The organism is Paenibacillus humicola (assembly GCF_028826105.1).
In the GTDB taxonomy this organism is placed as follows: Bacteria; Bacillota; Bacilli; order Paenibacillales; family Paenibacillaceae; genus Paenibacillus_Z; species Paenibacillus_Z humicola.
In genome coordinates this window covers 3,148,357-3,163,050 of the sequence record NZ_JAQGPL010000001.1, presented here as the reverse complement: position 1 = coordinate 3,163,050, position 14,694 = coordinate 3,148,357, and the positions used below count along the sequence as shown (strand labels likewise).

The following is a 14,694-nucleotide window of genomic DNA, read 5'->3' as shown; positions in this document are numbered from 1 at the left end:
GGTAACCTATTCGGATGGGAGGGATTACCGGTGATTCAGCATGAAGGCATTCATCATGTCAGTATCATTGTAACGGACCTGCAGCAGGCGAAGACATTTTATGAGGAAATCATCGGCCTGAAGGAAATCGAGCGGCCGCCGTTCGATTTTCCCGGGGCTTGGTATGCGATCGGGCCCGGCGGCCAGCAGCTTCACCTGATTGTGCATAACGGAGAAACGCTTCGGTCGAGCGGAATCGATACGCGGGACGGGCATTTCGCCATTCGCGTCGCCGATTTCGAGGCGACGCTGGACTGGCTCCGGCAGCGCGGCGTCGAGCATAAAGCGAATCCGAACAGCATTACCGGCTTCGGGCAAATCTACGTGACCGATCCGGACCGCAACGTAATCGAGCTGAACGCGGCGAAAGTCGCCAGAGGCTGAAAACCGGGCGGGGAACGGTAAAGCTGCGGTATTTGATCCGATGGGGCGGTCGGCCTCATCGGATTTTTTCACGCCAAAAAGTTTACATAATTATAGTTATGTTACGATTTATGCTTATGTATCCGCTTCCACAATCGAAAAGGAATCTTGCCGGAATCGTCGAATAACGAACAAGAACGAAAAAACCATTATGAAAAGGCGGGTGGACTGGTTTGCTCAGAAAAGTGAGCCGGAGATTGCTTGGCGCGGGGGCGGCTGTAATTGGCGGCAAAGGGAGCCATTTCCGCAAAATTTTGATCCTCATTTTGCTGATCTCAAGCATTCCGGGAATCATTATCGGCAGTCTGATTTATTGGATCGGCGGCGGCCGTATCGCCAAAGAACTGACGCTTCTTCATCAAAGTCAGATTATCAGACGAGCAGACAACATTAACGATCAGCTGACGAGTCTGGAGTTGTCGATTTCCCATTGGTCGTTCGACCCCGAGCTCGACAACGATCTGATGAACCGGGATTTCGAGCGCGATTTCCTGAACACGTGGAATTTGACCAAAACGCTGCTCATCATGCAGGGCGCGAGCCCGCTTACGATGCATGTGCAGCTGTTTGTGAACCATTCCAAGCCGATTCTGATGAATCCGGAATACAGCGTGCTGACAGCGGCGGATTCAAAGTCCTATCTCGATCTTATGCGGCAGGGGCAATCGATTTATTGGACGCTTGCACCGTCGGGGCCAGGAAGCGCGGCCAGCGTGCTGACGCTTGTGCACAAAATACCGGCGGCGAGCCCCAATCCGTACGGCGTCATCCTGTTCAGCCTCGACCAGGGGAAAGTCGATTCTTTGTTGAAAACGCTAACACCGTATAATGTCGGGGAGTCGTTCCTGATGCGCGACGACGGAACGGTGCTCGCCTCGGCCGGCAATTCCGCCGCCGCAACGGCGTTTGACACGGCGCTTAAGAAAGCCGTGGCCGAAAACCGTTCGTCCAGCGGATCGTTTCTGTTCGATTGGAACCGCGAGAAATATACCGTTTCGTACGGCTCGTTTAACCGGATTCAATCGGACTGGCTCTATGTATCGGCTGCGCCGATCAATGCCATACTGGCGCCGGTTATTTTCATTTCCCGGCTGATCTGGGGGATCAGCTTCTCCGGGCTGCTGCTGGCTGCCCTGCTCGCCTGGCTTGCTTCCAGCCGGATTTATTCGCCGGTGGCCAAGCTCGTCCGCCTGCTGACCGGCGACCGCTCGCCCGTGCACGGGATGCCGATCCGGGACGAGTTCAAGCTGATCGAAAACCGGTGGCAGCTGCTCGCAAGGGAAAGCCTGGACCTGCAAAACAAGCTGGAGGCGCAGCTTCCGCATGTGAAGGAAGGCTTTCTGCTGCAGCTGATCCAGGGTTACCTGTACAGCTACTCCGAGCACGATCTGCGCGAACGGATGAGGCATTACGGCTGGAACGTTGACGGCAGGCGGTTTCAGGTCATTTATTTCCGGCTGACCGGCTTTGCCAATCTCGAGGGCCGTTTTCGGATGGGCGACGAAGGACTCGCGACCTTCGCCGCCGCCAATGTCGCACGCGAGCTGGCGGCGGCGAAGCCGTTCGAGACGTCCGCGGTCAACTTTCACGATTTGACGTTCGGCCTGCTGGCCTTCCTTCCGGAAGACGCGCAGGCGGAGGGGGAAATCGAACCGCTGTGCGAGGAGATCATCCAATCGGTGAACCGGATCGTGCGGCTGCAGGTTACGATCGCGATCAGCCGATCAGCTTCTTCGATCACCCAAATTCCCGCACTGTTCGAGGAAGCGAAACAGGCGATCGGCTACCGGGACTTCGAGAACCAGAACCAGATCATCGACATGGACCATGCCGGGGAGGAAAGCGAAAACGTCGCGCTGCTCTATCCGTTCGCCCTGGAACGCGAGGTGGTGCAGGCGCTCCGGTCCGGGCAGCAGGAGGAAACGGACCGGCTGACGGAGCAATTTTTGCATGCCCTTTCCAGCAAGGGAGCAAAGGAAATCGACGTGCAGCAGGGCATGCTCCATCTGCTCGGCACGATGCTGCATACGATTATCGAGGCGGGCTTTAACCCCGGCCGGCTGTATAAAGGAGCGAATTTATACGAGCAGCTGTCAGCGTTACGCGAGCCGAATCTGATGCATGCCTGGCTCAGCAAGATGGTCGTCGCGCCGTTCATCGAAAGTCTCGAAGCCCGTTCGGACAGTCATGCCAAAAAAATCGTCGGGCAGGTGCTGACGCTCATTCAGGAAAATTATATGCGCGACATTTCGCTTGAAAGCTGCGCCGATTTTACGGGCACGAACACCTACTATTTGAGCAAGACGTTCAAGACGATGGTCGGCATCAATTTTATCGATTACTTGACCGAGCTGCGGATGGAGAAGGCCAAGCAGCTGCTGCAGGAAACGGAGCTGAAAATTAACGACATCGCCGAGCAGGTCGGCTACCAGCACAGCTATTTCAACCGCATCTTCAAAAAGCATGAAGGCGCGACGCCCGGCCAATACCGGGAGCTCAGCCGCCGCAGGGCGTAAAGGCGGGGCATCCCGAGGCTTGTCCGGCTTTGCGCGGCTTGCGAATCGGCAGGACGGCGTCCCCGGCAAAAAGAGATAAGCCGTACAACAAAGTGCTATCGCCAGTAAACGGCCTGCAGGCGTTGAAAAACAAAAAAATCCGATTGTTGGAAAAGCGTTGTACGCTTATTGTAAAACCAATACCGGGTCTCGATAGAGAGGAGTGAGCGAAAATGGAAAAAGCAATCGATACGGTGCCGCAGCTGCGGAAAATCTCGTTCGCGGACAGGCTGAAACGGGACAAGTGGCTGTATGCGCTGCTGCTTCCCGGACTGATTTATTTTATTGTATTCAAATATTTGCCCATGTGGGGCGTGCTGATCGCCTTCAAAAATTATCAGCCCTTTCTTGGATTTTTCAAAAGCGAATGGGTCGGGCTGGACAATTTCAAGACGTTTCTGCAAAATCCCGACTTCTTCCGGCTGCTGCGCAACACGACGATTCTGGCCGTCTACGATCTGGTCTTTTATTTTCCGGCCCCGATCGTGCTGGCGCTGCTGCTGAACGAAATCCGCATTTCGGCGTATAAACGGGTTGTCCAGACGCTGATCTACGTGCCGCATTTCATTTCGATGGTTATTGTCGCGAGCATCACGTATATGCTGCTGACGACCGAAAACGGTCTCGTCAACGTGCTGCTGAACAAGTGGATCGGGCACAACATCGATTTTCTGTCGAGCGAGGCGTGGTTTCGGCCGATGATCATTCTGCAGTCGATGTGGAAAGAAATCGGCTGGGGAACGATCATCTTTCTCGCCGCCCTGGCCGGCGTAGAGCACGAGCAGTACGAGGCGGCGACCGTCGACGGCGCGGGAAGGCTGCGCCAGCTGTGGCATATTACGCTGCCTGCGATCCGGAGCACGATTATCGTGCTGCTGATTTTGCGGATGGGCAATTTCCTCGACCGCGGCTTCGAGCAAATTTTGCTCATGATGAACGCGCTGAACCGCAGCGTCGCGGACGTGTTCGACACTTACGTGTACACGATCGGGATTACGCAGGGCGCGTTCAGCTACAGCACGGCCGTCGGCCTGTTCAAGTCGCTCGTCGGCATCGTGCTGATTTTTACCTCGAATTATTTGGCGAAGCGGGCCGGCCATTCGGGACTATTCTAAGCGGGTGGGAAGCACATGAACAACAATACGCTCAGCGGTAAAATTTTCGATGCGGCGAACTATCTGTTTCTCGGCCTGATGGCGCTGGTTACCATTTTTCCCTTTTTGTACATCATTGCGGGCTCCTTCGCCACCGACAGCGAGCTGACGGCACGGCCGTTCTTCATTATTCCGAAGACGTTCTCGCTGAACGCGTACCGGTATATTTTCTCGACCGACACCTTGTTCCACAGCGTGTTCGTGTCGGTGATCATTACCGGGCTCGGCACGGCGATCGATCTGGCGTTTACGTTCACCATGGCGTACGCGCTGTCCCGCAAGCAGCTCGCCGGCCGCAACGCCGTGCTGAATCTGGTCATTTTCTCGATGCTGTTCAGCGGAGGGCTGATTCCGACCTACCTGGTCGTCAAATCGCTCGGCCTGCTCGACAGCTACTGGGCGGTCGTGCTGCCCGGAGCCATCAGCGGGTTTAACCTGATCCTGGTAAAAACGTTTTTCCAGGAGATCCCCTTCGAGCTGCAGGAATCGGCCAAAATCGACGGCTGCACCGATATCGGCGTGCTGTGGCGGATCGTGCTTCCGCTGTCCAAGCCGGTCATCGCAACGTTCGCGCTGTTTTACGCGGTCGGCCACTGGAACGATTTCTTCGGGCCGCTCATTTATTTGAACGACAGCAGCATGTGGCCGCTCCAGGTTGTGCTGCGACAAATTATTTTGCTGTCGCAGGGGACGATCGGCGATCCGAACAATATGGATCCGAACTTCGTTCAGCCGCCGGACCAGGCGATCAAGATGGCGATCATCATCGTAGGAACCGTGCCGATTCTGCTTGTTTACCCGTTCCTGCAAAAGCATTTCGCCAAAGGCATGATGATCGGCGCACTGAAAGGATAACCGCATCCAGAACTTACTTCACTATTTTTCATTATGGGGGGTTCATGAATGTTGGGAATGGTAAACAAGGGTAAACGTGCGGCTCTCGGGCTCGGAATGGCATTCGCATTGACGGCGCTTGCCGGATGCGGGGGCGGAGGAGAACCGGCGAATAAGCCGGGCAGTGAGGCTTCGGGGGCGAAGACGCCGCAGCCGTTCAAGATCAGCGTCATGATTCCGAGCTTCCAGACGACGCTTCCTAAGGCGGAATCGAGCAATGTCTGGAAAAAGATCGAAGCGTACACGAACACGAAACTCGATATCAATTTCGTGCCGAACTCGTCCTACAGCGACAAGATGAACATTACGCTTGCCTCGGGTTCGATGCCGATGGTGATCGAAGCCGACCCGAAATCGCCGAGCATTATAAGCGCGATTCAATCGGGTGCGTTCTGGGAAATCGGTCCGTATTTGAAGGACTACCCGAATCTCAGCAAGGCGAACCCGACCATTCTGAACAATATTTCGATCGAAGGGAAAATTTACGGCATTTACCGGGGCCGGACGCTCGGCCGCAACGGCATCGTGTACCGGAAGGACTGGCTCGACAACGTCGGCCTGCAGCCCCCGAAAACGATCGACGATTTTTACAACATGTTGAAAGCGTTCACGCTGGACGATCCCGACAAGGACGGCAAAAACGACACGTACGGCATGGTCGTCACCAAATTTTCCGGTCCGTGGGACAATATGCAGGTCTGGTTCGGCGTGCCCAACAAATGGGGGCTGGACGCAAACGGCAAGCTGGAGCCCGCTCATTTGTTCCCGCAATATATGGATGCGCTGAAATTTTTCCGGAAGCTGTACAGCGAGAAGCTCGTCAATTCCGACTTCGCCGTTATGGATTCGGCCAAATGGCTCGATCCGGTCGTAAACGGCCAGGCGGGCGTCATCGTCGACGTGGCGGATAATGCCGGGCGGCTGGAGCAGAAGATGGCGACCTCGGACCCGAAGGCGGTCATCGATGTAACCGGCTCGGTGGAAGGACCGGACGGAGCGCTTCATAACCTGCCGACCTCGGGCTATTCGGGAATGTTCCTCATTTCCAAATCGAGCGTGAAAACGGAGGACGATCTGAAGAAGGTTCTGACGTTCCTCGATAAAATGAACGACGACGACGTGCAGCTGCTCGCCGGGTACGGCATCGAGGGCGTCAATTACAATATCGAGGACGGCAAGCTGGTGCAGGTTGCCGACGATAACCCCAAGCCGGAGGACGCATTCACCGATTTGAACCAGCTGCTGATGTTTATTCCGGAGGATCCGACATCGAAGATGTTCAAGCCGGCTACCCCGCTGCGGGCCAAGGTTTCGCAGGTGCAGAAGGAGAACGAAAAGATTATCGTGCCGAATCCGGCCGAACCGCTCATCTCCAAAACGTACATGCAGAAAGGCGCGCAGCTCGACAACATCATCGAGGACGCGCGAATCAAGTTCATCGTCGGGCAAATTGACGAAGCCGGCTTCCAGTCGGCGGTGGAGCTGTGGAAGAAAAGCGGCGGCGACGAATACATCAAGGAAATTAACGAAGCCTACGCAAAAGCGCAGGCAGCTGACGGAAAATAAAGGAATTTCCTTGGGGCGGCAAGAAGGAAGTAGGATGCAAACCGGGCTACCTGCCCTTAAGGGAGATGGATAAACAGCAAATGATTGATCAGTGGAGAAAGCAATTTGAAGCGCCTGCGGCCGAATTCGGGCCGATGCCGTTCTGGTTCTGGAACGACGAGCTGTCGAAAGAAGAGCTGATCCGGCAAATCCGCGAGTTTCATGCGAAGGAAGTGACCGGCTTCGTGCTCCATCCGCGCATGGGACTTCCGCGCTCGATGCCGTATATGTCGGAGGCATATCTGGAGCTGGCGGAAGCGGCGGTTGCGGAAGCGGCGCGTCTCGGCATGTCGGTTATTCTGTACGACGAGGGCATGTATCCGTCCGGCGCGGCGAACGGCCTCGTCGTGAAGCAAAATCCCGCATTTGCCAGCCGGGGACTGGCGATGCGGGAATTTCCGTGCCAAGCCGGTCCGGCGGTGGTCCCGGTCGGGCTGGAGCCGGACGAGGAGCTGGTCTCGATGCTGGCGTACCGCAAGCTCCCGGACGGCTCCGTCGTTCCGGATTCGGTAACGGTGCTCGATTGGCGGGCGGCGTTATCGCCGGGCGGAGGCGGCGGAAGCGTGCCGTTCCGGGCGCCGGACGGGGACGGCTGGTTCGCGGCCGTCTTCGTCGATACGCCGTCCGGCGGCACGATCCGCGGCATTCACCCCGGGCAGGACGACGGGGAGCCGGATGCGCCGAGGGCAGCGGACCTGCTGAACGAAGAAGCGATGCGGACGTTCATCGCGCTGACGCACGACGCTTATTACGAGCGGCTTCGCGATTATTTCGGCGGGACGGTCATTGCCATGTTCACCGACGAGCCGGACCTGCTCGGCCGGCGGCATAAGCGGGGCCTGCGGCCGTGGACGCGCGGATTCCTCGCCGAGTATACGGCCGCCGGAGGCGGCGAGCGGGATTTGCCTGCTCTGTGGCTTGAAGCCGGGGCCGGCACGGCCGGTATCCGCGGCCGATTCGAGGACGCGGTGCGCGCGAGGCTCACGCGCACGTATTACCGGCCGCTCGCGCAGTGGTGCGAGGCGCACGGCATCGCGCTGACCGGCCATCCGGCGGGCAGCGGGGACATCGGGCTGCTGGAGCATTTTCATATCCCGGGGCAGGACGTCGTCTGGCGGTGGATCGCCCCCGAAGACGGCAAAGCGCTGGACGGGCCTCACACCGTGCTGGCCAAATGCGCTTCCGATGCGGCGCGCCACCGGGGGCGGCGCCGCAATTTGAACGAGTGCTTCGGCGTCTGCGGGAAGGAAAGCGGCTGGGCGCTGACGGCGGACAATATGAAGTGGTACCTGGACTGGCTGTTCGTCCGGGGAACGAACCTGATCGTTCCGCACGCCTTCTATTATTCGATCCGCGGGGAACGCAGGGACGAGCGTCCGCCGGATGTCGGGCCGAACAATATCTGGTGGCCTCATTACGAGCAGTTCGCACGGTATATCAAGCGGATGAGCTGGCTGATGACGGACGGCGCGAATACGGCGGAAATTGCGGTGCTGACGGGTGCCTCGGAAATGCCGTGGAGCATCGCGAAGCCGCTCTTCGAACGCCAGATCGAATTCAACTATCTGGAGGAAGAGCTGCTGGCCGCATCCTGCACGATCGAAGACGGGCTCATCCGGATTGCCGGCTATGCGTATAAGGCTGTGCTGATTGAGAATACGGACGCCTTCAAGCCCGAGGGTCTGCGGCTGCTTGCCGAGTTCGTATCCCAAGGCGGAGCGGTAATCGCGCTGCCGGAAGCCGGACGTCCCGGATCGGAGCATGCGAAGAGCTGGCGCTTTGTGCAGCGGGCCGAGGATATCCCCGCCGTGCTGGATGAACTCGCGCTGGCTGAGCCGCTGCTCGAACCGGCCTGCGCAGCCGTTCGCATCAGCAGGGTGAAGAAAGGCGGCACTCTGTTCTATTGCATCGTGAACGAAGGCGAGGACGAATACACCGGCAGCCTGCGCATCCCGGCCGGCTGCGGCGCGGAAATCTGGCAGCCGTGGACGGGAGAGACCTTTGCGGCGCGGAGCCCGGAAGCGGCATGCGGCACATCCGCTGCAGAGCAGCTCGCCGATCGTTCCGAAGCGGAGCGGAACGCGGGCAGCCCGATTGCGCTTCGCCTGCAGCGCAGAGAATGCCTGATCGTCGCCGCCGATCCGGCACTTGCGGCGCCGGCGGATTCGGCGGCGGAGAGCGGGGAGTTCCCCAAGATCATCCCGCTGCAGCTTCAGTGGCACGTTAGCGGAGGGCCGCTGTCAGGCGGACCGCGCCCGGCGCTTTCATCCTGGGCGGAATGGGAAGGGATGGAGCATTTCTCCGGCACGCTCGTGTACGAAAGCCGCTTCGATTTTCCCGCCGAAGCGGTTGAAGCGGGCGGCCCGGAAGGCGGAGCCCCGTCCGTCGGCGGATATCGCGACGGCGGCGGCGAAGCGCAGATCGGCAGCCGGCCCGTCCGGCTCGACCTCGGCGACACGGGCGAAATCGCCCGAGTCGCGGTGAACGGCCGCGATGCGGGCGTCCGGATGTGGAAGCCGTACGTCTTCGACGTCAGCCCGTTCCTGCAGGCAGGCGCGAACGAGCTGCGGATCGAGGTGACGAACAGCCTGGCGAACCGTTACGACGGTCAGCGGCTGCCTTCGGGGCTGCTCGGTCCTGTAACGCTGCAAACGGGCGGCGGCTGATACAGCCGCAGCCCCACATTACAACGACTTAAAGGGGAGAACATCGATGGTTCAAGCAAAAATGAGGTACAAGCTGTTTCTGGTCGGACTTGTCGCGCTGACCGGTCTCACGGCATGCAGCAGCGGAGGCAAGTCCTCCGATTCGCCTTCATCCGCGGATTCGACAAACGCCGACGGCTCGGGCGGCAGCGACGGGAAGCCGGCGCCGCTCAAGCTGGATATCATGCTGCCGTCCTTCGAGACCGACCTGGCGCAGAAAGGCAGTCCTGTGTTGAAGAAATTGGAGGAAATGACAAATACAGATATAACGCCGGTTTGGGTGCCGGCCACCACCTATGAGGACAAGTTCAACATTACGCTCGCATCCGGCAAGCTGCCGACGATTATGGCGGTGCTGTCGAAGTCGGCCAGCTTCGTCAGCGCGGTGCAGGCTGGCGCGTTTTGGGAAATCGGTCCTTATCTGAAGGATTACCAGTACCTCAGCCAGGCGAATCCGATCATTTTGAACAACTCGTCCATCAACGGCAAAATTTACGGCATTTACCGTTCCCGCCCGCTCGGCCGTTACGGCATCCTGTACCGCAAGGACTGGCTGAAGAAGGTCGGCCTCACCGAGCCTAAGACGGTCGACGATTTTTACAACATGCTGAAAGCCTTTACCGAAAAGGACCCCGACGGAGACGGCAAAAACGACACGTACGGCCTTGTCGCCTCCAAGGACTCGACGATCTGGGACATTATGGGGACCTGGTTCGGCGTGCCGAACAAGTGGGGCGTGGACGCAAACGGGAAGCTCGTTCCGGCGCATATGACGCCGCAGTATATGGACGCGCTGAAATTTTTCCGCAAGCTGTATGAGGAGAAGCTGATCAATCCGGATTTCGCCGTCCTGGATCCGGCCAAAATGGACGATCCGGTCAAAAACTCCCAGGCCGGGGTGGAAGTGACCGTGCTCGACAATACGCACCGGCTGGAGACGGCTTACGAGGATGCGCATGCCGGCGCGACGGATATTTTCGACGCGGTTGGCGCCGTGACGGGGCCTGACGGCAAGCAGCACAACCTGCCGACGTCCGGCTACGCGGGCATGCTGGCCATTCCGAAATCGAGCGTGAAGACGGAGGACGAGCTGAAGAAGGTGCTGACGTTCCTCGATTCGCTCAACTCGAAGGAGGAGCAGACGCTGATCTGGGCCGGTCTCGAAGGACAGAACTATACGATGAAGGACAATTATATCGTCCGCAGCACCGATGAGAAAATTCAGGCGAATATTCAGGATTTGAACCAGATGCTGATGGGCATTCCGGCCAACAATTATTTGGACGTCGAGCAGACGCCGCTGCGGCTGAAGGAGACGAACATTATGAACGCGAACGAAAAAATCGTCGTGCCGAATCCGGCGGAGCCGCTTATCTCCAAGGTGTACGCCCAAAAAGGCGCGCAGCTCGACAACATCATCAGCGACGCACGGATCAAATTTATCGTCGGCCAAATCGACGAAAACGGCTTCAAGCAGGCGGTCGACCTGTGGCGCAGCAGCGGCGGCGACGATTATACGGCGGAAATCAACAGCCTCTATGAGGCGTCGCAAGCGAAGTCGAAATAACCGGACACGGGAGGGGAGTCGTAAGTGGCGGATCAAACGGACGGCAGGAACGGCACGGCGGACGGTTCGGCAAAAGGAAGCGCCGGTCCGGCCGCGAAGCCGCGCCAGATGGAAGCGCTCGGCCGTGGGCTGATCGCCGTCAAAACGGCGCGGGGCGTCTATGCCGGCTGGCGCCTGCTCGGCGGCGAAGCGGATAAAGGGGTCGCGTTCAATCTGTACCGCGACGGCATCCGGGTAAACGCCGAACCGTTAACGGGCGCCACGAATCTGACGGACGCGGACGGAACGCTGGAGTCGGTCTATCGCGTATGCGCGGTTGTGGACGGCGCTGAAATGCCGCCTTCGGCGGAGGCGTTCGTCTGGGAAAAGCCGTATCATGCGGTCCCGCTGCAGAAGCCGGACGGAAGCGTAACGCCGGACGGTATCGCATACGAATACAGCGCCAATGACGCCGGCGTCGGCGACGTGGACGGCGATGGGGAGTACGAAATCGTGTTGAAGTGGGACCCGTCCAACTCGCACGACAACGCGCATGACGGTTATACCGGCAATGTCTATCTCGACTGCTACCGGCTGGACGGGACGCTGCTGTGGCGCATCGACCTCGGCCGGAACATCCGCGCAGGCGCGCATTATACGCAGTTTCTCGTCTACGATCTGGACGGCGACGGCCGGGCGGAGCTCGTTTGCAAAACGGCGGACGGGACGACGGACGGAACCGGCGCCGTCATCGGCGACGCGGATGCGGATTACCGCAACGAACGGGGCTTTATCGTGGAAGGGCCCGAATATTTGACCGTATTCGAGGGGCTGACCGGCCGGGCGCTGGCGACGGTCCCGTATGTCCCCCCGCGCGGCGATATACGCGCCTGGGGCGACGGGGACGGCAACCGGGTCGACCGGTTCCTCGCCTGTGTCGCGTATCTTGACGGCGAGCGCCCGAGCATCGTCATGTGCCGGGGCTATTACACCCGGTCGGTGCTGGCCGCCTTCGACTGGCGGAACGGCGAGCTTACCCCGCGCTGGGTATTCGACAGCGACGACGGCGTCCATGCCGCTTATGCCGGTCAAGGCAATCACAGCGTCAGCGTCGCGGATGTGGACGGCGACGGCTGCGACGAAATCGTGTACGGCTCCTGCGTCGTCGACCACGACGGCGCCGGCTTGTACTCGACCGGGCTCGGCCACGGCGACGCGATGCACGTCGGCAAGCTCGTTCCGGGAAGGCCGGGCCTGCAGGTTTTCCAGGTGCACGAGACCCCGTCGGCGTCCGGCATCGAGATGCACGACGCCGGAACGGGCGAGCTGCTGTGGGGAGCGCCGTCGAAGTACGACGTCGGCAGAGGCCTATGCGCGGACATCGATCCGCGTTTCGAAGGCGAGGAGTGCTGGGCGGCCCGCAAGCTGTTTACCGCCCAGGGAGAGCTGATCAGCGACACGTCCATTCCGTCGTCGGTCAATTTCGCCATCTGGTGGGACGGCGATCTGCTGCGGGAGCTGCTCGACCGGAACCGCATCGACAAATGGGATTATGAGGGGATGCGCACGGTTAATCTGCTGACGGCGGACGGCTGCGCTTCGAACAACGGCACCAAGGCGACGCCCTGCCTGCAGGCCGACCTGCTTGGCGACTGGCGGGAGGAAGCGGTGTGGCGCGCGGAGGACAGCCGCGAGCTGCGCATCTACACGACGACGGACGAAACGGAGCATCGCATTTATACGCTGATGCACGATCCGGTTTACCGGCTGTCCATCGCCTGGCAAAACGTCGCGTATAACCAGCCGCCTCATCCCGGCTTTCATCTCGGAGTCGGGATGGCGGAACCGCCGGTGCCGGCGATCTACACGGTGCCGGACACGAACTTGAAAGAGAGGGTTAACGGATGAACGGACAGGATCGACCCGTCGTCTTTCTTGCAGGCGACTCCACCGTGCAGACGTATTCGCGCGAGCACGCGCCCCAGGCCGGATGGGGACAGTTTATCGGCCGATATTTTACGGACGGCGTGCGGTTCGATAACCGCGCCATCGGAGGTCGCAGCTCGAAGACGTTCATTACGGAAGGGCGGCTGGACGCGCTGGCGGAGACGATGAAGCCTGGCGACTGGCTGCTCGTCCAGATGGGGCATAACGACGCCACCGCGAGCCGGCCGGAACGGTACACCGATCCGCACACCGACTATAAGCGGTATCTTGCCGAATATGCGGCGGCCGCACGCGCCCGCGGAGCGACGCCGGTGTTCGTGACGCCGGTCGGCCGGCTTCATTACGAGGACGGCTCGTTTCAGAACGATTTTGCGGCCTACTGCTGTGCGATGAAGGAAGTGGCGGAGCGGGAGAACGCTCCGCTGATCGATTTAATGGCGCTCAGCCTTGCGTATTATACGTCGGTCGGCTATGCGGAAGCGGAGAGCTTCTTCATGATTGTCGTCAACGGTACCGATCGGACCCATTTTACCGAGAAGGGCGCGGACGTGATCGCCGGGCTCGTTGCGGACGGCGTGAAGGGACTGAACATCGATCTGTCCCGCTTTGTTCGATAATCCAATCTACGGAGGTGTTTGGCATCATGCCGAGCGGAAAAGGAACGGTATGGCCGTCGGAATGGAAAACGGCGCAGGACCCTGCATCGGGGCTTCCCGTTCTGCAAATGACCGATTACGCGGCCCACAGCCATCATTTGTATTTTACCGAAAACGGCTGGTATGACAACGGCGGGAAGCTGCTGCTCGTCTCCGACCGGGGCAACGCCACGAACCTGTACAGCATGGATATGAAAACCGGCGACATGACGCAGCTGACCGACTTGACCGGGCGGACCGACGGTCTTGGCGCATGTCTGAATCCCGAGGGAACGCGGCTGTATTACAAAAACCGGCGCCGGATCGTCGAGCTGGATTTGCACACGCTTGAGGAACGCATACTGTACGAATGCCCGGAAGGGTTTAACCTCGGCAGCCAAAGCGTCACGGCCGACGGGAAGCATATCATTTCCGTCCACTCGGAAAATCTGTCGCACCGGATCCGCATCGATCTCGGCAACGGCTATGTCGGCCACCGGGAAGTGATGGAAGCCAACCCGCTCTCGAAAATCATGAAGGTGCCCGTCGACGGCGGCGAAGCGGAAACGGTGCTGCAGGACCGCAGCTGGATCGGCCACATTAACACGTCGCCGACGGTGCCGCATCTGATCACCTTTTGCCATGAAGGGCCCTGGCATCTGGTCGACCACCGGATCTGGGTCTGCGATCTGCGGGACGGCAGCGCCCGGCGGATCCGCGAGCGGTTCGAGCCGCAGGAGAAGGTCGGCCACGAATATTGGCTGGAGGACGGCGTACAGGTCGGCTATCACGGCTTTCGCGAGGACGGCACGGCCTTCATCGGCAAAATCCATCACGACGGAACCGGCATGGAAGAGGTCGAGTTCCGTTTTCGCAATTGGCATGCGCAGTCGAACGATTTCAATCAGGTTGTCGTCGACGGGCGGGATCCGCTGACCTTGATGATTTACTGGAAAAGGATGAACGGCGCGTTCGTCGGCCCGAAAATTCTGTGCGAGCACCGCTGCAGCTTCCATGTGCAGAAGGTGCATGCGCATCCGCGCTTCAGCCCGGACGGCAAGCGGCTCGTCTATACGAGCGATCGCAACGGCTACGGCAATCTGTATATGATCGAGCTGCCGGAAGATCCCGGCGCACTGCCGGATTATGTCCCTGCCGGGAGTGCCGGTTAACCGGCGGATCAGCGAGAGG

Annotated in this window: 10 protein-coding genes; all 10 read left to right on the top strand. The window is 59.4% G+C overall.

Features of this window, described 5'->3' with window-relative positions; genetic code table 11:
- Positions 1–30 precede the first annotated feature (30 nt).
- The 10 genes from PD282_RS14475 (at position 31) to PD282_RS14430 (ending at position 14,675) form a co-directional block, all read left to right on the top strand.
- Entirely contained in the window at positions 31–423 is a 393-nt protein-coding gene (locus PD282_RS14475; RefSeq protein WP_274651372.1) for a VOC family protein, read from the top strand.
- Positions 424–635: 212 nt separating this feature from the next.
- Positions 636–2,978 carry a helix-turn-helix domain-containing protein gene (locus PD282_RS14470; protein ID WP_274651371.1) on the top strand — a complete coding sequence of 781 codons (2,343 nt, stop codon included), beginning with the start codon at positions 636–638 and terminating at the stop codon, positions 2,976–2,978.
- 212 nt (positions 2,979–3,190) lie between these two features.
- A complete protein-coding gene (locus PD282_RS14465; RefSeq protein WP_274651370.1) occupies positions 3,191–4,132 on the top strand; it encodes an ABC transporter permease in 942 nt (313 codons plus the stop codon).
- A 15-nt stretch (positions 4,133–4,147) separates the two neighbouring features.
- Positions 4,148–5,026 carry a carbohydrate ABC transporter permease gene (locus PD282_RS14460; RefSeq protein ID WP_274651369.1) on the top strand — a complete coding sequence of 293 codons (879 nt, stop codon included), beginning with the start codon at positions 4,148–4,150 and terminating at the stop codon, positions 5,024–5,026.
- 48 nt (positions 5,027–5,074) lie between these two features.
- Positions 5,075–6,631: an extracellular solute-binding protein gene (locus PD282_RS14455; RefSeq protein WP_274651368.1), complete on the top strand. Its 1,557-nt coding sequence runs from the start codon at positions 5,075–5,077 to the stop codon at positions 6,629–6,631.
- Between the two features lie 80 nt (positions 6,632–6,711).
- Positions 6,712–9,336: a glycosyl hydrolase gene (locus tag PD282_RS14450; protein WP_274651367.1), complete on the top strand. Its 2,625-nt coding sequence runs from the start codon at positions 6,712–6,714 to the stop codon at positions 9,334–9,336.
- A gap of 46 nt (positions 9,337–9,382) precedes the next feature.
- The gene (locus PD282_RS14445) at positions 9,383–10,942 is read left to right on the top strand and encodes an extracellular solute-binding protein (protein WP_274651366.1); all 1,560 of its coding nucleotides are present in this window, start codon (positions 9,383–9,385) and stop codon (positions 10,940–10,942) included.
- 24 nt (positions 10,943–10,966) lie between these two features.
- The gene (locus PD282_RS14440) at positions 10,967–12,829 is read left to right on the top strand and encodes a rhamnogalacturonan lyase (protein ID WP_476703961.1); all 1,863 of its coding nucleotides are present in this window, start codon (positions 10,967–10,969) and stop codon (positions 12,827–12,829) included.
- A complete protein-coding gene (locus PD282_RS14435; RefSeq protein ID WP_274651365.1) occupies positions 12,826–13,485 on the top strand; it encodes a rhamnogalacturonan acetylesterase in 660 nt (219 codons plus the stop codon). Before PD282_RS14440 ends, PD282_RS14435 begins: the two co-directional genes overlap by 4 nt.
- A 26-nt stretch (positions 13,486–13,511) precedes the next feature.
- Positions 13,512–14,675 carry an oligogalacturonate lyase family protein gene (locus tag PD282_RS14430; protein ID WP_274651364.1) on the top strand — a complete coding sequence of 388 codons (1,164 nt, stop codon included), beginning with the start codon at positions 13,512–13,514 and terminating at the stop codon, positions 14,673–14,675.
- Positions 14,676–14,694: the final 19 nt, after the last annotated feature.